The organism is Anaerovibrio lipolyticus LB2005 (assembly GCF_000621545.1).
Classification (GTDB): domain Bacteria; phylum Bacillota; class Negativicutes; order Selenomonadales; family Selenomonadaceae; genus Anaerovibrio; species Anaerovibrio lipolyticus_A.
This window is the reverse complement of the sequence record NZ_JHYA01000017.1, coordinates 1-20,198: the sequence shown is the minus strand read 5'-3', so window position 1 is coordinate 20,198 and position 20,198 is coordinate 1. Positions and strand designations below refer to the sequence as shown.

The 20,198-nt window shown below is 43.8% G+C and carries 18 protein-coding genes, 2 tRNA genes, 1 rRNA gene and 1 other RNA gene; all 22 read left to right on the top strand.

The annotated features are described in order from the left end of the window. The first annotated feature begins 31 nt into the window (after positions 1 to 31). Positions 32 to 1,102 (top strand): peptide chain release factor 1, encoded by a 1,071-nt coding sequence (gene prfA / locus T355_RS0111505; protein ID WP_027397884.1) that lies wholly within the window; start codon positions 32 to 34, stop codon positions 1,100 to 1,102. Positions 1,103 to 1,195: 93 nt separating this feature from the next. Then, positions 1,196 to 2,065 (top strand): peptide chain release factor N(5)-glutamine methyltransferase, encoded by an 870-nt coding sequence (gene prmC, locus T355_RS0111500; protein ID WP_027397883.1) that lies wholly within the window; start codon positions 1,196 to 1,198, stop codon positions 2,063 to 2,065. Continuing rightward, positions 2,050 to 2,694, top strand: a complete 645-nt coding sequence (locus T355_RS14330) for an L-threonylcarbamoyladenylate synthase (RefSeq protein ID WP_051555560.1) — start codon at positions 2,050 to 2,052, stop codon at positions 2,692 to 2,694. The genes prmC and T355_RS14330 overlap by 16 nt, the downstream gene beginning before the upstream one ends. Positions 2,695 to 2,768: 74 nt before the next feature. Then, positions 2,769 to 3,215: a ribose 5-phosphate isomerase B gene (gene rpiB, locus T355_RS0111490; RefSeq protein ID WP_027397882.1), complete on the top strand. Its 447-nt coding sequence runs from the start codon at positions 2,769 to 2,771 to the stop codon at positions 3,213 to 3,215. A gap of 29 nt (positions 3,216 to 3,244) precedes the next feature. Beyond that, positions 3,245 to 4,492 carry a serine hydroxymethyltransferase gene (glyA, locus tag T355_RS0111485; RefSeq protein ID WP_027397881.1) on the top strand — a complete coding sequence of 416 codons (1,248 nt, stop codon included), beginning with the start codon at positions 3,245 to 3,247 and terminating at the stop codon, positions 4,490 to 4,492. A gap of 252 nt (positions 4,493 to 4,744) precedes the next feature. After that, a complete protein-coding gene (gene upp / locus T355_RS0111480) occupies positions 4,745 to 5,380 on the top strand; it encodes a uracil phosphoribosyltransferase (protein WP_027397880.1) in 636 nt (211 codons plus the stop codon). A gap of 78 nt (positions 5,381 to 5,458) precedes the next feature. Then, positions 5,459 to 6,640 (top strand): iron-containing alcohol dehydrogenase, encoded by a 1,182-nt coding sequence (locus T355_RS0111475; protein ID WP_027397879.1) that lies wholly within the window; start codon positions 5,459 to 5,461, stop codon positions 6,638 to 6,640. 168 nt (positions 6,641 to 6,808) lie between these two features. Further along, a complete protein-coding gene (gene murA, locus T355_RS0111470; RefSeq protein ID WP_027397878.1) occupies positions 6,809 to 8,074 on the top strand; it encodes a UDP-N-acetylglucosamine 1-carboxyvinyltransferase in 1,266 nt (421 codons plus the stop codon). Positions 8,075 to 8,091: 17 nt separating this feature from the next. Then, a complete protein-coding gene (locus T355_RS0111465; RefSeq protein ID WP_027397877.1) occupies positions 8,092 to 9,540 on the top strand; it encodes an ArnT family glycosyltransferase in 1,449 nt (482 codons plus the stop codon). A 162-nt stretch (positions 9,541 to 9,702) separates the two neighbouring features. Further along, entirely contained in the window at positions 9,703 to 11,082 is a 1,380-nt protein-coding gene (locus tag T355_RS0111460; RefSeq protein ID WP_027397876.1) for an MFS transporter, read from the top strand. A gap of 7 nt (positions 11,083 to 11,089) precedes the next feature. Continuing rightward, positions 11,090 to 11,166 (top strand) — tRNA-Arg (locus tag T355_RS0111455). A gap of 290 nt (positions 11,167 to 11,456) precedes the next feature. Then, positions 11,457 to 13,088, top strand: a complete 1,632-nt coding sequence (locus T355_RS0111450) for a sensor domain-containing diguanylate cyclase (protein ID WP_027397875.1) — start codon at positions 11,457 to 11,459, stop codon at positions 13,086 to 13,088. A 218-nt stretch (positions 13,089 to 13,306) separates the two neighbouring features. Continuing rightward, positions 13,307 to 14,701, top strand: a complete 1,395-nt coding sequence (locus T355_RS0111445; RefSeq protein ID WP_027397874.1) for an aspartate ammonia-lyase — start codon at positions 13,307 to 13,309, stop codon at positions 14,699 to 14,701. Positions 14,702 to 14,913: 212 nt separating this feature from the next. Beyond that, the gene (locus T355_RS0111440; protein ID WP_027397873.1) at positions 14,914 to 15,300 is read left to right on the top strand and encodes a response regulator; all 387 of its coding nucleotides are present in this window, start codon (positions 14,914 to 14,916) and stop codon (positions 15,298 to 15,300) included. After that, positions 15,290 to 16,138 carry a chemotaxis protein CheX gene (locus T355_RS14865; RefSeq protein WP_155851726.1) on the top strand — a complete coding sequence of 283 codons (849 nt, stop codon included), beginning with the start codon at positions 15,290 to 15,292 and terminating at the stop codon, positions 16,136 to 16,138. Before T355_RS0111440 ends, T355_RS14865 begins: the two co-directional genes overlap by 11 nt. Positions 16,139 to 16,305: 167 nt before the next feature. Further along, positions 16,306 to 16,395, top strand: a tRNA-Ser gene (locus T355_RS0111430). A gap of 61 nt (positions 16,396 to 16,456) precedes the next feature. Further along, positions 16,457 to 16,556, top strand: an RNA gene (gene ffs / locus T355_RS15065) — signal recognition particle sRNA small type. 110 nt (positions 16,557 to 16,666) lie between these two features. After that, positions 16,667 to 18,388 carry a DNA polymerase III subunit gamma/tau gene (dnaX, locus tag T355_RS0111425; RefSeq protein ID WP_027397872.1) on the top strand — a complete coding sequence of 574 codons (1,722 nt, stop codon included), beginning with the start codon at positions 16,667 to 16,669 and terminating at the stop codon, positions 18,386 to 18,388. A 92-nt stretch (positions 18,389 to 18,480) separates the two neighbouring features. Beyond that, the gene (locus T355_RS0111420) at positions 18,481 to 18,816 is read left to right on the top strand and encodes a YbaB/EbfC family nucleoid-associated protein (RefSeq protein ID WP_027397871.1); all 336 of its coding nucleotides are present in this window, start codon (positions 18,481 to 18,483) and stop codon (positions 18,814 to 18,816) included. 3 nt (positions 18,817 to 18,819) lie between these two features. Further along, positions 18,820 to 19,416 carry a recombination mediator RecR gene (recR, locus tag T355_RS0111415; RefSeq protein ID WP_027397870.1) on the top strand — a complete coding sequence of 199 codons (597 nt, stop codon included), beginning with the start codon at positions 18,820 to 18,822 and terminating at the stop codon, positions 19,414 to 19,416. A gap of 55 nt (positions 19,417 to 19,471) precedes the next feature. After that, positions 19,472 to 19,693: a pro-sigmaK processing inhibitor BofA family protein gene (locus T355_RS0111410; protein WP_051555558.1), complete on the top strand. Its 222-nt coding sequence runs from the start codon at positions 19,472 to 19,474 to the stop codon at positions 19,691 to 19,693. A gap of 397 nt (positions 19,694 to 20,090) precedes the next feature. Continuing rightward, positions 20,091 to 20,198 (top strand): 16S ribosomal RNA (locus tag T355_RS0111405); the annotation flags it as partial.

Below are 20,198 nucleotides of genomic sequence, written 5' to 3'. Positions count from 1 at the left end.
ATTAGCGGTAAAGAGGAAAATACACATGAATATAATGGATAAATTGCAGGCGGTGGAGAATAAGTTTTTGGAGCTGGAATCCCTTATCAGTGATCCTTCTGTTTTGGAGGATATGAATAAGTGGCAGCGCTATAATCGGGAGCATTCCTCCATGCAGCCTATCATTGAAGCATACAGAGAATACAAGACGGTATGCCAGGGCATTGAGGACAATAAGGAAATGCTCAACGAGGGAATTGATGATGATGAATTCCGTCACATGGTGGAGGATGAGCTGGCAGATTTCAGAAAGCGCAAGGAAGAGCTGGACCAGGAGCTGCCTATTATGCTTCTTCCCAAGGATCCCAATGATGATAAAAATGTCATTGTGGAAATCCGTGGTGGCGTAGGTGGTGAGGAGGCGGCTCTCTTTGCAGGAGATTTGTTCCGCATGTATTCCCGCTATGCTGAAAGTCAGGGCTGGAAAATTAATATTATGGATGCCAATGCCACGGAAATCGGTGGCTTCAAGGAAGTTTCATTCGCTGTTGAGGGCTATGGTGCCTATAGCAAGCTGAAATACGAAAGCGGTACCCATCGTGTACAGCGCGTGCCAGTTACTGAGTCTGGCGGCCGTATTCATACATCTGCCGTAACAGTGGCAGTGCTTCCGGAGGCTGACGAGGTGGATGTGGATATTCGTAATGAGGATTTGCGCATTGATACCTACAGGGCAGGTGGTGCTGGAGGACAGTATGTAAACAAGACGGAGTCTGCCATTCGCATTACCCATTTGCCAACGGGTATTGTGGTGCAATGCCAGGATGAAAAGTCCCAGCTAAAGAATAAGGAAAAGGCTATGCGTGTTTTACGTGCCAGAGTTTTGGAGCAGGCCCAGCAGGAGCAGGCAGATACTATCGCAGCTGACAGAAAGAGCCAGGTGGGTTCCGGTGACAGAAGCGAGCGCATCAGAACCTATAATTTCCCTCAGGGCCGGGTAACAGATCATCGTATTGGCCTCACATTGCATAAGCTGGATGCTGTGATGGATGGTCAGCTGGATGAAATTTTAAATGGTCTTATTACTGCGGACCAGGCTGAGCGCATGAAGCAGGTTGATTGATTCTATAATAAGCCTTCTCCGCTGGAGAAGCACCTAAAGGTACTAGGAGCAAAGCTCCGTCGGTGTCTATTATGTTGACGGATGAGGTAGAAAATGGCTGGAGAAGTTTGGACGATAGGAAAATTATTAAAATGGACTGAGGATTATTTCACCAAGGCTGGGCTGGACACCCCGCGTCTTGATGGTGAGGTGCTTCTTTGTCATGTTCTGAAAAAGGAACGTATTCATCTGTATGTTCATTTCGATCAGCCTCTGACCAAGGAAGAACTGGCCCAATATAAAGCGTGCATTAAGGAAAGAGTTCAGCATAAGCCGGTGGCTCATATCGTAGGCCATAAGGAGTTTATGGGGTTGGATTTTAAGGTGAACGAGGCTACCTTAATTCCCCGTCCCGATACAGAAATATTGGTGGAAGCGGTTATTTCCCGTCTGAAAACCGGTCAGGAGGGTTTGGGCACCATTGCGGATATTGGAACCGGCTCTGGTGCAATTTGCTTGTCGTTGTTAAATTATCTGCCTAATCTTAAGGCAGTAACCGTGGATATATCTCCTGAGGCCATAGAGGTGGCCAAGGAAAATGCCGAGCTTTTGGGTCTTTCTGATAGAGTAGAATTCTGTCAGGGGGATATGCTGGAACCTATAAAGGACAGAAGATTTACTGCCATTATATCTAACCCCCCGTATATTCCTGAAGGAGATATTGCCGGTCTGGAGCCTGATGTGAGGGATTTTGAGCCAATCTCAGCATTGGTGGCAGGTCCTGACGGACTGGATTTTTACCACCGTCTTGTAGCTGAGGCCGGAAATATGATAGCTGATGACGGATTTTTGGCTCTTGAAATTGGCATTAATCAGGCAAAAGCTTTGGAAGCTCTGGGGCAGGAGCATGGCTGGGGCCGTTGTGAAATCGTTAAGGATTTGGCTGGTATTGACAGGGTAGTGATTTTGTGGAAACAAAAATAATTTCTATAAATGATGTGCAAAAGAATATGGAGTCCATAAGGGAAGCTGCAAAAATGCTGAGAAATGGACAGCTGGTGGCTATTCCAACTGAAACAGTATATGGACTGGCGGCTAACGGATTGGATGAGGTGGCTGTTAAGTCCCTATACGATGCCAAGGAGCGACCATATTATAAGGCATTTTCCCTGCAGGTGGCTGATGTGAACATGGTAAAGGATATTGTTGCACGGGTTCCAGATATGGCGTTGAAGCTCTTTGAGCGATTCTGCCCTGGACCAATTACCATCGTACTTCCAAGAAAAAGCAATATTCCTAAACGGGTAACTGGAGGTAAATCCACTGTGGGCATAAGAATTCCGGATAATGAAATTGCCCTGGCAGTGCTTAGGGAAGCAGGGGTACCCTTGGCAGTACCCAGTGCCAATATTTCCGCTCATCCAAGTCCTACTTCTGCCAAGATGGTATACGATGATATGAAGGGCTTGATTCCTCTTATTTTAGATGGCGGTCCATGTAATCTGGGGATAGAATCTACTATAGTGGACTGTACTGGTGATGAACCAATGATTATACGCCATGGGGCGATATCGGAAAAAGAAATAATGGAATGTGTTAGCGGGGAAAAATAAATATTTTTTCCCGTTAATCTATGTTACAATGACTTTGTGTGAAAATATGACAAACAAAAGGAGTAAGGCCAGTTATGAAAATCGTTATAGGCTGTGACCATGGTGCTTTGGAGCTAAAGAAGGAAGTGCTGAAGGTTTTGGCAGAGTTTAAGGATATTGAGACTGAGGATGTGGGTACTTTTGATACCGAGTCTGTGGATTATCCTGATATTGCTGAAAAGGTATGTGGAAAAATCACCAAGGGTGAGGCTGACAGAGGAATCGTCCTTTGCGGAACTGGTATCGGCATTTCTATTGCAGCCAATAAAATAAAGGGAATACGGGCAGCTCTTTGCGGAGATGTTTTTTCTGCCCGCATGTCCAGAGAACATAATGATGCCAATGTATTGGCCATGGGAGGCCGGGTTACTGGTTTTGGCCCAGCCGGGGAAATAGTGAGAACATGGGTTACTACAGAATTTTCCCAGGGGGAGCGCCATATTCGCCGCATTGAAAAAATGATGGCGTTGGAAAATAAATAATACCTACCGTATTTAAGGAGGAGTCAGTAATGAGCTTAATGGATGATTTGAAGGTTGTTGATCCCGAAATTGCTGAGGTTATTGATGCAGAGTTGAGCCGCCAGCGCAACAAGCTGGAGCTTATTGCATCTGAAAATATTGTCAGCTCCGCCGTTATGGCAGCCCAGGGCAGTGTTCTTACCAACAAATATGCTGAAGGCTATCCAGGAAAGCGTTATTATGGTGGCTGTGAACACGTGGATGTGATTGAGCAGCTGGCCATTGATCGCGCAAAAAAACTCTTTGGTGCTGAGTATGCCAATGTGCAGCCCCATTCCGGAGCCCAGGCTAATATGGCGGTGTTCTTTGCATTGCTGACTCCCGGGGATACTGTAATGGGCCTGAACCTCACAGATGGCGGTCATCTTACCCATGGTAGCCCTGTAAATATGTCCGGCAAGTATTTCAAGATTGTTCCTTACGGTGTAAGTGAAGGCTCTGAACAGCTGGATTACGATGAAATTCAGAGAATTGCCAATGAATGTAAGCCAAAGCTGATTGTGGCCGGAGCTTCCGCCTATGCCCGCGTTCTTGATTTTCCACGTTTGGCAGAGATTGCCCATTCTGTGGGAGCTTATCTTATGGTGGATATTGCTCATATTGCTGGCCTGGTGGCCACTGGACTTCATCCATCACCAATACCTTACGCAGACGTGGTAACAACTACTACCCATAAGACATTGCGTGGCCCTCGTGGTGGTCTGATTCTTTGTAAGGATGCAGAATTTGGCAAGCAGTTTAATAAGGCCATTTTCCCTGGTATTCAGGGCGGTCCTCTTATGCATGTTATTGCAGCTAAGGCTGTGGCCTTTAAAGAGGCACTGTCCCCAGAGTTTAAGGAATATGCCCAGCAGATTATAAAGAATGCCAGTGCTCTCGCCAAGACCCTTACTGAAAAGGGATTCCGTATTGTTTCCGGCGGTACTGACAATCACCTGATGCTGGTGGATCTTACCAATAAAAATATAACTGGTAAGGTGGCTCAGAATGTTTTGGATGAGGTGGGCATTACTGCCAATAAAAACACAATTCCGTTTGAGAAGCTGAGTCCGTTTGTTACCAGTGGTATTCGTCTTGGTTCTCCGGCCCTCACTACTCGTGGGTTTAAGGAAGAGGATATGGTTGAAGTGGGCAATATTATCGCTTTGGCTTTAGACAATCCGGAGGATGAGGCAGCAAAGGCTCAGGCCCGTGAAAGGGTAGCAGCACTTTGTAAGAAATATCCTTTGTATGAATGATGGGAAGTTTTTTCATTAAGTGGAAAAACATGAGTAATGGCGTTATAACACACAATGACGCTTTGGGTATGTTGAAACGCTCGGTATGTATATTTTGCTTATGGCAAAATTTGAACAACTGCGTTATAACACACAATGACGTTTTGGGTGTGTTGAAACGCTCGGTATGTATATTTTGCTTATGGCAAAATTTGAACAACTGCGTTATAATGACAGGTGAATAAAAATAATCGAATCTCTAGGAGGAGAAATATGTCAGATATTAAAGCAACAGTAGTAGATCATCCATTAATCCAGCACAAGCTCACCATTATGCGTAAGAAGGACACTCCATCCAAGGATTTCCGTCAGCTGCTGGAAGAGATTGCTATGCTCATGACTTATGAAGTAACCCGTGATTTTCCACTGGAAGAAATTGATATTGAAACTCCTGTAGCAAAATGCAAGGCAAAGGTTCTTGCTGGCAAGAAGGTTGGTGTCGTTCCAATTCTCCGTGCAGGTTTGGGCCTTTTGAGCGGTGTTGTAAACATGATTCCATCTGCCCGTGTTGGTCATGTAGGTATGTACCGTGACCCTGCAACTCTGAAGCCAGTAGAATATTACTGCAAGCTGCCAGGGGATGTAGCTGAGCGTACTCTGATCGTTGTGGATCCTATGCTGGCTACTGGTGGTTCCGCTGCCGCTGCCCTTACCCTGTTGAAGGAAAAGGGCGCCAAGAACATTATTCTTATGTGCTTGGTGGCTGCTCCTGAGGGTATAAAGGTTATTAATGAGGAGCATCCTGATGTTCCTGTATACGTTGCAGCTATTGATGAATGCCTTAATGAAAAGGGCTATATCGTACCAGGTCTCGGTGATGCTGGCGATAGAATCTTTGGTACTCTGTAATTTGAATACGGCTGATATTTCTGCCGGCTGGTGCATAATCTGTGCCGGTCGGCAGTTTTTTATATGAGGGGGGATTTTATGCAGAATTTTGAATTTTATTGTCCGACTGAAATTGTCTTTGGAAAAGGGGCTGAAGACAAGCTGGCAGAGAAAATAAGGCAATATGGTGGCACCAAGGTGTTTCTGCTTTATGGAGGAGGCAGTATCGAAAAAAGTGGCCTTCTGAAAAGAATTGAGGATAATCTGAACGAAGCAGATATTGAATTTGAAGCCATGGGCGGTGTCCAGCCAAATCCTGTGTTGTCCTTTGCCCGTGAAGCAACAGCAGAAGCATTGGAATTTGATGCTGATATGGTGTTGGCTGTGGGGGGCGGCAGTGTTATTGATTCCGCCAAGGCTGTGGCAGTAGGATTGGCAAATCCTGATGTGGATATTGCGGAATATTGGGAACAGGGACGGGAAATTGAGTCCTGTGCCCCTATCGGTGTGGTACTGACGATTTCTGCCGCTGGCAGCGAAACCAGTGATTCTGCAGTTCTTACCATTGATGGGACTGGAAAAAAAGGTGGTGCTCACAGCGATATTATTCGACCGGATTTTGCTATTATGAATCCGGAGCTGACCTTCACTTTGCCACCATTCCAGATAGCGTGCGGTGTGGCGGATATTCTTATGCACACCCTGGAACGGTATATTACCCATACGGAGGGAAATTTGTTCACTGATTTGGTGGCAGAGGCTCTAATGAAGAATGTGATTCAGCAGGGGCGCATTGCAGTTGCCAACCGCAAAAATTATGAGGCAATGAGCGAAATTATGTGGTGTGGCAGTGTTTCACATAATGGATTTACAGGACTTGGCCGAGAAAAGGAGTTTTCCGCCCATAAGCTTGGGCATGTATTGAGCGGCTTATATAATGTAACTCATGGAGCGTCATTGACTGTAATGTGGCCGGCTTGGGCAAAATACGTTTATGAGGATAACCCTGAGCGTTTTGCCAAGTATGCAGAAAAGGTCTGGGGCGTAAATGCAGGCACTGTTTATGAGCGCTCCAGGGCAGGCATTCGTTTGACCATGGAATTCTTTGAGCAAATTGGTTTGCCAACTAACTTCACAAAATTGGGTATTGGTGTCAAGAATACCGAAGAAATAGAGAAGCTGGCTGATATTTGCACTTCCAATGGCACCAAGAAAGCCGGTGTATTCCATCCAATGGACAAAAAGGATGTTATTGCCATTTATGAAAGTGTAAACAGATAATAATTTATATTTTGCAGGGACCGTCAACTGGTCCCTTTTTCTTTTTTTATAAGGCCGAATTTGCCTGTAGAATGGTTTATTTTTCCTACTTGCATGCGCCTATCATCCATGTTATGATTAAGTGTGCTATGTTCAAAAACTGTGCCTATTTTAGGAGGATTTACATAAATGGAGAAATTGATCATAAATGGTGGTAAGCGTCTCAAAGGGCGGGTAAAAATCAGCGGTGCCAAAAATGCGGTACTGCCAATTATTGCCGCTACTTTGCTGGGACAGGAGTCACCAAGCCGTTTGGAGGAAGTTCCGGCTCTTGATGATGTTCATACCCTTACTGAGGTATTGAAGCAGCTGGGAGTAAAGGCTGAGTTTAATGCAGACAAGAATACTCTTTTGGTGGACAGCTCCGAAATTACCAGCTGTGAGGCACCTTATGACCTGGTTAGGAAAATGCGCGCTTCCTTTCTCATTATTGGTCCGTTGCTGGCCCGTTATGGCAAGGCTAAAATTTCCATGCCAGGAGGCTGTGCTATTGGCACCCGTCCAATTGATTTACATCTCAAGGGATTTGAGGCCCTTGGTGCTGATATTAACATTGGTCATGGCTTTATTGAGGCCCATGCACCAAATGGCTTAAAGGGAGCCCGTATATATTTGGACTTCCCAAGTGTGGGTGCAACTGAAAATATTATTATGGCTGCATGTATGGCGGAAGGCCAGACAATTATTGAAAATCCTGCTCAGGAGCCTGAGATTATTGACTTGGCTAACTATCTTAATGTAATGGGTGCCAACATTCGCGGTGCTGGTACAAATGTTATAAAAATCGATGGTGTTAAGTGCCTTACGGGTAAGAATTACACTATTATTCCTGACCGTATTGAAGCAGGCACCTATATGGTGGCTGCAGCTATGACTAAGGGCGATGTGTTTATTGAAAATGCCATTTCTGAGCATTTGAAGCCTGTTATTGCCAAGCTGAAGGAAGCTGGTGTAACTATCGAGGAGCATATTGACGGTATTCGTGTAACCTGTGATAAGGTTACTAAGGCCGTAGATATCAAGACTATGCCATATCCTGGCTTTCCAACTGATATGCAGGCACAGTTCATGGCCATGCTGACGGTTTCTGAGGGAACTGGCATGGTTACGGAAACAGTATTTGAAAATCGTTTCATGCATGTTGATGAACTGAAACGTATGGGGGCAAATATTAAAATTGATGGTCGCACCTCCACTGTTGAAGGTGTGCCTTCTCTTACCGGCTGTCAGGTTAAGGCTACTGACCTTCGTGCCGGTGCGGCTATGGTTCTGGCTGGCTTGGTGGCTGAAGGCGAGACTGCCGTTGGCTATATTCATCATATTGACAGGGGCTACGACAATCTTGTGGCAAAGCTCATCGGCTTGGGGGCTGATATCCGTCGAGTGGACGTATAAGGATAAAGGAGTATTTAATGAACACAACCAAACTAGATCTTTCCATTATTGGTATTGTAGGTCTGGCGCTATATTTGCTGGGAAACTGGGCCATTGCAGTAACAGATCCTGTTGAGTCCAACTATACCCTTACCGCACTGGAAATGCTTCGCTCCGGGGATTATGTTTCCCCAAGAATTTATGGAAATTACTGGTATGATAAACCAGCATTTTTCTACTGGGAGCTTATAGTAGCATATAAGCTTTTTGGCGTTAATGAATTTGCTGCAAGATTTTTCCCAGGGGTATTTGGAGCACTTGGATTAATGCTGACCTATCTTTTTGCCAAGACTATATATGACCGTAAGACAGGTCTTATTGCTGCAGGGATTTTAGGGACCTGCTTTGAATATTGGCTCCTTTCAAAAACGATTATCACTGATTTGACGCTGTTTGTTTTCTTCAATGGCGTTTTGATGGCCTTCTATATGGGCTACAGCACTGGCAGGAGAAGCTGGTATTATCTCTGTTATATTCTGGCAGGGCTTGCTACCTTGGATAAGGGGCCTATTGGAATTTTACTTCCAGGATTTATCATACTTGTTTATCTTTGTATAAGACGTGATTTCAGGGAAATTCTCAGACTGAAATGGATTTTGGGATTGGCTCTGTATATTATTACTGCCGGCAGCTGGTATTATGCCATGTATACCATTCACGGCATGGATTTTATCAATAACTTTCTTGGGGTTCACAATTTCCTGAGAGCTACCCAGTCTGAGCATGAACAATGGAATGTTTGGTGGTACTACACCATGATTTTCTTTGCTGGCTGTTTGCCTTGGTGTTGGACATTGCCGGCGGCAATCTGGAAAGCTATTAAGCGACAGCAGCTGCCGCAGCTTGATATGCCTGCAGGATTTTTGCTGACATGGGCCCTGATAGTAAATATTTTCTATCAGTGTATGGCCACAAAGTATACCACCTATACATTACCAGGGCTTTTGCCTATTGCCATCTTAATGGCATGCTATCTCTACAAAAGGGAAACTCTGGTAAAGCGTACTGTGGCTGTGATGCTGGTGGTATATGCGGTGCTGACTTTCGCGGTGGCGGCTCCTGTATGCAATACCAAGGGATATTCCTATAAGGAAGTGGCGGCAGTATATAAGGATCAGATCAAGGATGATGATGTGCTGGTAATCCATGGCGATTACAGGACATCAGCCGTATTCTATGGAGATAAGATTGCGTACGCATTAGCGCATGCAAAGGATATTCCGGGAATGCTGCCGGACGGCAAGAGCTGGAATGCCAAGAACGTAATGCCGTTTATGGCGTTGGAAGAAATCCCTGCAGACAAGGATGTGTACTTAATCCTTCACGAAAAGAGATATGATTCCTTCGAGAAGGATTTTAATGCAGATGAATGGCAGCTTCTGGGAGATGTAGAATACGCCAGAGTATATCTGCGTAAAGCAAAATAATATTGAAATGAATTCCCTCAGTGTAAGCTGGGGGAATTTTTTTATCTGATGCAAAATTTGATAGAATTTGTATTTTTTTCTTGATTTTTTCTTTATATGGGTGTAAATTTTATGTCAGTGTATTTATAACTGTCAAGACACCTGTGTAAGGAGATGTAATGTATGATTTTAGACAGATTGGAAAGAATGCCTGTGGGCTCCTTTCATTATAAGTTGTTACTGGTAACAGGGCTAGGATGGCTCTTTGATAGCATGGATACAGGTCTTATAGCCTTTGTACTTCCTGTACTTGCCAAGGAATGGGGGTTGTCCCCGGAGCAGATGGGCTGGATTGGAAGTATTGGCCTTATTGGTATGGCTCTTGGTGCTGTTATTTCCGGGACCTTGGCTGACCGCATTGGTCGCAAGAAGGTATTTACCATTACTGTGTTGATGTATGCTTTGGCTACTGGCATGTGTGCCTTGGCATGGAGCTATGAATCATTACTGTTTTTTAGATTCTTGGTCGGCTTTGGCTTGGGTGGCGAACTGCCTGTGGCTGCTACTCTCATGTCTGAGTACGCCCCAACAAAACTGCGTGGACGTTTTATCGTGCTTTTGGAGAGCTTCTGGGGTATTGGCTGGCTGGTAGCTGCCTGCATTTCTTATATGATAATTCCTCAGTTTGGTTGGAAAATAGCATTTGTAATTGGTACTCTGCCTGCACTTTATGTGTTCCTTATCAGACTCCATATGCCTGAGTCTGTACGATATCTTATTTCCAAAAATAAGATTGAAGAAGCCAAGGAGATTATTCTTGACTTGGAGAAGAAGCTCCATGTAATAAGCAAACCATTTGAAAAATCTCTCACTGCGGCAGAAATGGGTAGCACCAATGAAAAGACTCCTGGTCCGTTAAGTCTTTTTAACAGCAACTATATGAAACGTACTATTATGCTGTGGTTGGCATGGTTTGGGATTGTTTACAGCTACTACGGTATTTTTATGTGGCTCCCTTCTATCGTATTCCAGCAGGGATTTGCGGTGGTAAAAACCTTTGAGTATGTTTTAATCATGACTATTGCCCAGCTGCCAGGATATTATTGCGCCGCGTGGTTGGTGGATGTGATTGGCAGAAAGTATACCCTGTCCATATTCCTCCTTATGAGTGGTGTGGCAAGCTACTTCTTTGGAAATGCAGCTTCTCCTGAGACACTGCTTTTATGGGGAGCTACCATGTCTTTCTTCAACCTTGGTGCTTGGGGGGTTATTTATACCTATACTCCGGAGCTGTATCCAACATCTATTCGTGCCTTGGGCAGTGGCTGGGCAGCAGGCTTTGGACGAATTGGGGGCATGATAGCACCTGCTTTAGTTGGTATTATGCTGGCAAATCAGCTGGGAATCGGCAATGTATTTCTCATGTTTGCCGGTGTCCTCATTGTGGTTTCTCTGGTGGTATTGACCATGGGCGTGGAAACCAGACAGCGTCAGTTGGAGGATATAAGCTTTACAGCAGATTTATTTAAAATTGACAAGGATAATGTAGAAAGTGTACAATAACACTGTTGCGGATGTAGCTCAGATGGATAGAGCATCTGCCTCCTAAGCAGAGGGCCGTGGGTTCGACTCCCGCCATTCGCACCAGATGAAAATAACCTCGAAGTCTTTAGAAATAAGGGCTCCGAGGTTTTTGTTTTTTCACTGCTGATTATGAGCTTGTAAGAAAAATGGTGATAATTTCTAAATCAAGCTATTTGTAAAATGGGGACAGGGTATGGATTAGATGGAATAAAAGGTAAAAATGTCAAAAAAACACAAAAAATATACGATGTATGATGTATTATAAAATAATAAAAAAGTTTCACCTAAAAAAGGTTTTTTCTTTTCAATGTTGAATACATACGATTAGGAACCTTTGTAAAGGGGGCATTTATATGCATTCCATACGAACAAAATTTACCTTACTGACGTTAAGTGCGATTGTTGTAGCTTTATGCATAGCCACATATATTGGGGTTTACTCTATACAGACTTTGGGCAAACGCGATGCTGACCAGATGCTTCATCTGAAATGCACATCTGGTGCTATGAATTTGGAAACCTATTTTGATGGAGTGGAGCGGTCTGTAGAGACGGTATCTACCCTCGTACAGGACAACTTCGAGCATATGCCGCCTGAACAGTTGGATAGTGAGGTCGAAAGCGTGCGCCATCTGTTTAATAAGGTTGCTAATAATACTCATGGCGTCCTGACCTATTATTTTCGCCTTGATCCTGAATTTTCAAAAGAACATCCAGGCTTTTGGTATGTTAAGGATCATGGAGAGGAATTTAGGGAGCATAAAGTAACGGACATAACCCAATATGATACCAATGACACTTCTGCCTTGGTCTGGTTTACCCATCCCAAAGCCTTAAAAAAAGGGGTATGGCTACCGCCTTATTATACAGAAAATCTGGATATCAGGGTTATTTCCTACAATGTTCCCGTTTACAGTCATGGACAATTTGTCGGCGTAGTGGGTATGGAAATAGATTATGAGACCCTGGCCAACGAGGTGAAAAAAATCAGTCTTTTTGAGAATGGCTATGCCTTTATTCTCGATGATAATTCCAATATCATTTACCATCCTCAAATGGATTCTACCTTACAATATGGTGAAAAACTTGCCATAGATTCTCCTGCAGAGGTGAAAGGTGATCATCATATACAATATTGGTTCGATGGCACACAGAAGGAGGCTGTGTGGCTTCCTTTGAGAAATGGTATGCGTCTCTATGTGACGGTACCACTAGGGGAAATAAATAGAGTATGGCAAAGGCTGATTGTACTCACCTTGTCTGTTTCCTTTATTTTGCTGCTGCTGGCAAGCTTTGTGATGATGAACTTTGCCAAGCGTATTACCAAGCCACTCCATGATCTTACCAACGTGGCTCAGCAGGTTGCCAACGGAAATTACGATGTAGTATTGGAAGATAACGGCAATGATGAGATTGGGATACTTACCAGGAGCTTCAGAGGGCTGGTAGAGAAGACAAGGGATAATATAGACAGCCTACATAAAAAGATTTATATAGATGCCATGACTTCCGTGGGGAACAAAGCAGCCTACGGAGCTTATATGCAAAAAATACAGGATTTGATTGACAACAATGTAGAGGGACTTGAATTTGCTATCGGTGTATTCGACTGTGATAACCTCAAACATATCAATGATTTTTACGGTCATGATAAAGGGGATATCTATATAAAAACCGCCAGCCAGTTAATATGCCGCTCCTTCCCGAATAGTCCGGTTTTCCGCATTGGTGGCGATGAATTTGCCGTTATTCTGGAAAGAAATGATTTCCGTGACAGAGAGAAGCTGTTTAATCAGTTCCGGAAAAATCGGGAGGAAGTACGTGCAGCAGCTGAACACGAATGGGAACAGGCTAATGTAACCATGGGAGTGGCGGTATACGACCCGGAAAATGACCCAGCTGTAATCGATGTTGCCCGTCGTGCCGACAAGACAATGTATGAGACCAAGCGGATTCGGAAGGAAAAACAGAAACAAAGAACATGAAAAATCTGAATAACCTCGGAGTCTTTATATAGAGAGATTCCGGGGTTTTGTTTTTGTAAAAGTAGGAAAGATTTCCTGTTATGCAAAAACTGACAGAATTTTTTGTAAAATCTCTTGCAATTTGCATAATAAGGTGTTATTCTCAGAGTAAGGAGATTTGTATACAAAATACAAGAGCGTACAAAAAGAAAAAATAAGGCAAAAAAGGAGAGAATAAGATGAGAAAAGAACACGATTTCTTAGGCGAATTGGAAGTTCCAGATGATGTTTACTATGGTGTACAGACTTTGCGTGCTATCGAGAACTTTAAAATTACTGGGCAGCGGGTAGACAGTGATTTCGTTCAGGCTATGGCAAAGGTAAAGAAGGCAACTGTACTTGCTAATTTGTCCACTGGTCGTATGCCGGAAAAAATTGGTAAGGCACTGCTTCAGGCTGCTGATGAGATTATAGAGGGCAAGCTGTTGGATCAGTTCCCTGTAGATCCTATTCAGGGCGGTGCCGGTACATCATTTAACATGAACATGAATGAGGTGCTTTGTAATCGTGCTTTGGAGTTGACTGGTGAGGCCAAGGGGCGTTATGACATTATTTCTCCAAACAACCATGGTAATATGGCCCAGTCCACCAATGATACATTCCCAACAGCTATTAAGGTTTGTCTGAACCACAAGGGCAAGAAGTTGATTAAGTCCCTGAATCGTCTGGTTGATGAGCTTGAAAAGAAGGGTGAGGAGTATAAGGATATCGTTAAGATGGGCCGTACTCATCTGCAGGATGCTGTTCCTATTACCCTTGGGCAGGAAATGAATTCTTATGCGTCTTCCATCCGTCGTGGTATAGAGCGTATTCAGCACGCCCTTGATACTATTCATTATGTAAACATGGGTGGTACTGCTGTAGGTACTGGCTTAAATGCAGAGCCACAGTACATTATTAATGTTGCCAAATCCCTTAGCGAGGTTACTGGTGAAACCTATAAGACTGCCGACAACATGATTGATGCTACCAACAATACTGACGGCTTTGCTGATGTTTCTTCCGCTTTGAAGAACACAGCATTAGTAATTATTAAGATGTGTAATGACTTCCGTATGATGGCCTCTGGTCCTCGCTGCGGTTATTACGAGTTGAAGCTGCCTATGCGTCAGCCAGGTTCCTCCATTATGCCAGGTAAGGTAAATCCGGTTATCGCAGAGGTATTGAATCAGACCTGCTATCAGGTTATCGGCAATGATCTTGCTGTTACCTTGGGCGTAGAAAATGGTCAGTTTGAGTTGAATGTTATGGAGCCTGTTATGGCCTTTAATATGTTCAACTCAATCAACTATCTCACTAATGCAATTGATGGCTTCGTTGACAAGCTCCTGTTGAAGCTGGAGCCTAATAAGGAGCAGTGCCAGATGTGGATTGACAGAAGTGTTGGTATCGTAACTGCTCTGTTGCCTCATGTAGGTTATGAGAATTCTGCTATGATGGCCAAGGAAGCATATAATACTGGTCGTCCTATCAGAGAGGTTGTTCTGGAAAAGGGCCTTCTCACCAAGGAAGAAATCGATAAGATTTTGGCCCCAGCAGCCATGACCACTCCAGGTATTGCCGGAAAAGATTAAGAGCCTAACTTTCAACCAATACAATTCCTTTTGCAAGGGCAGCTCCTCATTTTGAGGGGCTGTCTTTGTGTTGGGGGAAATTAAAAGACAAAAAAGTCTTATTTTAAAGAAAAGTCAGCAGGAATATTTCGTTAAGTAGAGAATTTTATAAAATGACTTAAATTGTAAAATTGTGATATAATTACAATATATGGGAAAGGGAGGTGGCATAAATGGCTGATAAGTTAAAAATCCTTATTACTGATGATTCAAAACTGCTTAGAAAGAAGCTTCGTGCAGAATTGGAGCAACTCGGCTGTGAAGTTATTGAGGCAGAAAATGGCAAGGAAGCCATTATGAAGGATCTTCAGGAGCAGCCAGATGGTGTTATCCTTGACATCGTTATGCCTGAGGTTGGAGGTATTGAAGCACTCCAAGTAATAAAAGAGGTTAATCCTGATATACCTATTATCATGCTTTCTTCTGCTGGAACATCCCAGAAGTTGAAGGAGACTTTGGAACTGGGAGCCTTGGATTTCATTCAGAAGCCATATACTTCTGATCAGATCAGACAGGCTGTTGAGAGAATCCGCAGAAAGGTTGAGGAGAATGGGAAATAGATACTTTTCGCAGTATTTGTTAAATACCGGTGTTTTGGAATCCAGCAATATCGGTTATGTAATGCCCAAATCAGCCCACGCTGTTCCTCAGTTACATGTTTTGGCTGTCCAAAAAGGTTTATTGTCAGATGCACAAATCGATGAACTGGCAGGTTCGAATGATGCAGCCAAGACAATAGTGGAAAAGGCTTTTTTGTCCGCCGACCAGGTGGCATCCTTAAAGGATGAGAGTCCGGACAGGGCAGCCCGAATGGCCCAGGTTTTGCTGGATGAAAAGCTGGCAGATATAAAAACTTTAAACCATTGCTTCCGTGAGAGTGACCCGGAAGATGTTCATCCTGTTGCTGATGCAGTAAAAAGGATTGTCCACACATACGATGGCCTGAACCCTGTAGATGAGGCCTATGGAAAATATGCAGAGATGTTTGTAGGTGCATTGCAGCGATTTATGGACACGGATGCGGTTGTTCTTACTGAGCCGGCTGAGCCAGTTTTTGAAGATTCTCTTATTGTTTCTCAGAGTATGGGAGGTGCCATTTCGGTATCTGCTGCTATTCTGACCAATGAGGATTCTTTTTTGGAGATGGCAAATCGATACAGTGGCGAAAGGTTTGAAAACATTGACGAACTGGCTGAGGATAGTCTGACGGAGTTTGTAAATGTAATTAATGGTTTGTTCATTGTCGAACAGTCAGGCCCAGATATGGACATGGATTTGGATACGCCAAGAATTGGACGTAATTCCTGCCCTATGGCCAGCAGCTTGGTGGCCATGCGTATAGCGACAGATTTTGGATCATTTGTGCTTTATCTGGCAGAAGATGAATTCATGTACTAATACGATTTTGATACAGTATAGAGAAAGTAAGGGCTTTTTCGGTATATAAAAGTCCTTTACTTTTTTTGCAAAAAAGTTGTTGACAAGTTACTTTTTGTTTGTTAAACTATGTCTTGTCGTGATGAGCCGACAACAACTGAATAGTTTTTATACTTATTCAAACAAGTGGAGAGTTGTCCGAGTGGTTGAAGGAGCACGCCTGGAAAGCGTGTGTACGGGTTACTGTACCGAGAGTTCGAATCTCTCACTCTCCGCCATTTTTATATCTTAAAATAAGTTGTATTTTTACAAGCGGTCTTTCTAAGATTGGACCGCAGTGTCTTGGTCTCGCGCAAGGCAGCCTCATGAACCTCGTCAGGTCCGGAAGGAAGCAGCGATAAGTGAATCGTTGTCTGTGCCGTGAGGTAGCCTGGGTACTGTGGCCCAATGTTGGAAAGACTTTCCTTACCTTTTAGGTAGGGCTTTTTTTATGCCGAAAAATAGACTGGTATGGTATAATAACCGTGTATGTTTAGGAGGTGCAGGAATATGGCTTATATGGCTCTATATAGAAAATGGCGTCCTGATAACTTTGCCAATCTGGTGGGACAGGACCACGTGAGTCGGACCTTGGCAAATGCCATTAAAAGCGGCAGAATAGGCCATGCCTATTTATTTACCGGTCCACGGGGTACTGGTAAAACCAGTACGGCAAGGATTCTGGCTAAGGCCCTTAACTGTGAGCATGGACCCACTACTGAACCTTGTAATAAGTGTGAAGCCTGTCAGCGGATTAATTCCGGCAGTTCCATGGATGTATTTGAGGTAGATGCGGCATCAAATCGCGGTATTGATGAAATACGTGATTTGCGGGAGACAGTAAAATTTGCACCAGTAAATGGCCGGTATAAGGTATATATTATTGATGAGGTTCACATGCTGAGCCGGGATGCATTTAACGCTTTGCTGAAGACTTTGGAGGAGCCTCCTGCCCATGTGGTATTCATTATGGCTACAACGGAGGTTTATAAAGTACCTGCCACTATTCAGTCACGCTGTCAGCGCTATGATTTCAAGCGAATTACAATTGAAGATATTTTCAATCGGTTGAAGACGGTAGTGGCGGATATGGATATAGAGGTGGAGGACGATGCCCTGCGGATGATTGCTGTTAAAGCTGATGGCGGTATGCGTGATGCTTTAAGTATCCTTGATCAATGCATTGCCCTTTCTGAACAGAGTCTGACAATAGACAGGGTTCAGCAGCTTTTGGGACTTGTAGGAAAGGAATGGTTGGATAAGCTGGTAGGTGCACTGCAGTCCAAAGATGCCGCAGCTGTACTTACTATGGTGGATGAAATAATTAGGACTGGAAAGGATTTGCAGCAGGTTCTCGGAGAGTTGGGGATACATTTTAGAGGACTTATGATATTTAAAGCGGCAGGTCTTGTTGATGGTGTTGATTACTACAGCCAGACAGATGAGTCTATTAAGAAACAGGCCGCGGGTTTTACACAGGAACAGATTGTTTGGATAATTCGTCGCATTCATGAGGCAACTAATGAGGTGAAATGGTCTCCGCAGCCAAGAATTGCAGTGGAGGCAGCATTACTGGAAATTTGTCAGCGGGATAACCTTATGAATACAGCTAGTACAATGGGCATGGGTTCGTCTGTCCAGTCAGTGGATGAGGGTCGCATTGCTCAGCTGGAGGCAAAGCTGGCCCGTGTGATGGGGATGTTAAAGAGCGGTGGAGCTGCCGGTAATGGTGGAACTGTGAAGGATTCAGTTGCCACGATGCCTTCAGTAGCAAAGGTGACTACCGCTGTAGCCAAACCAATTCAGGTGGCAGCCAATATTACTGAAGACGGTGTTGAGCTTTGGCATAGAACGTTGGATAATCTTAGATCTACAGGCAAAGAGCAGGTTATGGCCTGCCTTCAGAATTGTACATTTATGGGATTAAATGATGTGCAGTTTGTTCTTGGTACCCCAAAGGGGGTTATAAAGGGCCTTTTGGAGCGCATATATAGAAAAAATATCGAGGAAGCTTTTAATGGCGTCAGCGGACTAAATCTAAGTCTGGTTTGCCAGGAGGTGGAAAATGTTCCGGAACCAACTCCGAGAAAGGGTGATATTCAGGAGGATGTGCCACCGCCAACGGATGACGATTTTGGAATTAGTGAGCTGCAGGATGATGAAAAGGAGCGCCTTGATAAAGCAGTGGATGTATTTGGGGATGGCTTTGTGCACCCTGAGGATTTGCAATAGTTTTTTGAATTTGACGCATAAACTATATTTTGATAGCATTAGCGTATGATGTTTACAAATAATTTTTCGTATATTTAAGGAGGAATAAATTAATGTTTGGTGGTATGGGTGGCATGAACAACATGAACGGCATGATGAAGAAAATGCAGAAGCTCCAGAAACAGATGACAGCAATGCAGGAGGAGCTGAAGCAGAAGACTGTAGATGTAACTGCAGGTGGCGGTGCCGTTAAGATTACCATGAATGGTGAAAAGGAAGTAAAGGGAATCGTAATTGATCCGGCCGCTGTGGATCCTGAGGATGTAGAAATGCTCCAGGATTTGTTGGCAGCTGCTTTCAATGAGGCTTCCAAGAAGGTGGACGAAATGATGGCCAGCGAGATGGGCAAGCTCACTGGTGGTCTTGGTCTTCCTCCAGGGATGTTTTAATCAATGCAGTATATAGCACCCTTGGCAGAACTAATCGAGCATTTTCGTGCCCTGCCTGGCATTGGCAACAAGACCGCAGTGCGGTTGGCCTATCATGTTTTAGATATGGATATGGAAAAAGCCAGAGGTCTGGCTGGTGCTATTATGCGTGCCAAGGAAAAAATAGGTTATTGCAAGGTTTGCTTTAATTTAAGTGATGAGGACCCTTGTCATATATGCAAATCTGAAGCTCGGGATCATTCTGTTATTTGCGTGGTGGAGCAGCCGCAGGATGTGGCTGCCATGGAAAGAATGCGAGATTTCAAGGGGGTATATCATGTACTTCACGGTGCATTGTCACCTCTTGAGGGGGTAGGCCCGGAAAATCTCAAAATTAAGGAGCTGCTAAACAGGCTTCATGATGACAGGGTGAAGGAAATTATCATGGCTACGAACCCTAATGTGGAGGGGGAGGCAACTGCAATGTATATAGCTAAGTTGCTGAAACCGATCGGGGTGAAGGTTACTCGCATTGCCCATGGCTTGCCGGTGGGCGGCGATTTGGAATATGCGGATGAGGTTACTCTTTCCAGGGCCATGGAAAATAGAATAGAATTGTAATTTTTCATTTGCAGGCTGGCGCACGTCAGCCTGCAAGTGTTTTGGAGGAAATAATATGCTTACTTTTTTAGGATTTGTGGCGTTGGCTATTTGTATTTATATTATTGGCAAGCTCATTGCGCTGCCATTTAAAATTATCAAAAACATTGTGATTGGACTTATTGTTGGTTCTGCAGCCATTTGGGCAGTAAATCTCTTTGGTATGGGGATAGAGATGAACGTGGTAAATGCCCTGCTTGCCAGTGTGGTAGTTTACATAATATCATCATTTATTTAAAAAAAATAAATTTGTGTTGACATCTTAATCGAAAACATGTAATATAGGACAAGTCGTCGCCAATAACGCAGAGATGGACAGTAATGGCAATGACGTGGTATAGCTTAATAGTCTGAAAGATACTTTGAAAATAAAAAATAAAAAGTTCTTGACAGACTACTGTGAAAAAGATATACTAAACAAGTCGCTTCACGAAGCGAGAGCTTTTGAGAGAGCGAGAGTGTTCTTTGAAAACTAAACAATGCAACAAGAATCATGCACACATGATTCAAGCCAGATGATGGTACTGTTTATATAAACAGTAAACATACATAATAGTTTGTGCAAAACTATGAAATTCCTTTATTAAAAGGTAATTCTAGAAACTTTAAGAGCCATTCAGGTTCTTCAAAATAATTTTTTGGAGAGTTTGATCCTGGCTCAGGACGAACGCTGGCGGCGTGCTTAACACATGCAAGTCGAACGGGGCGAAGAGGAGCTTGCTCTTCCTAGCCTAGTGGCAAAC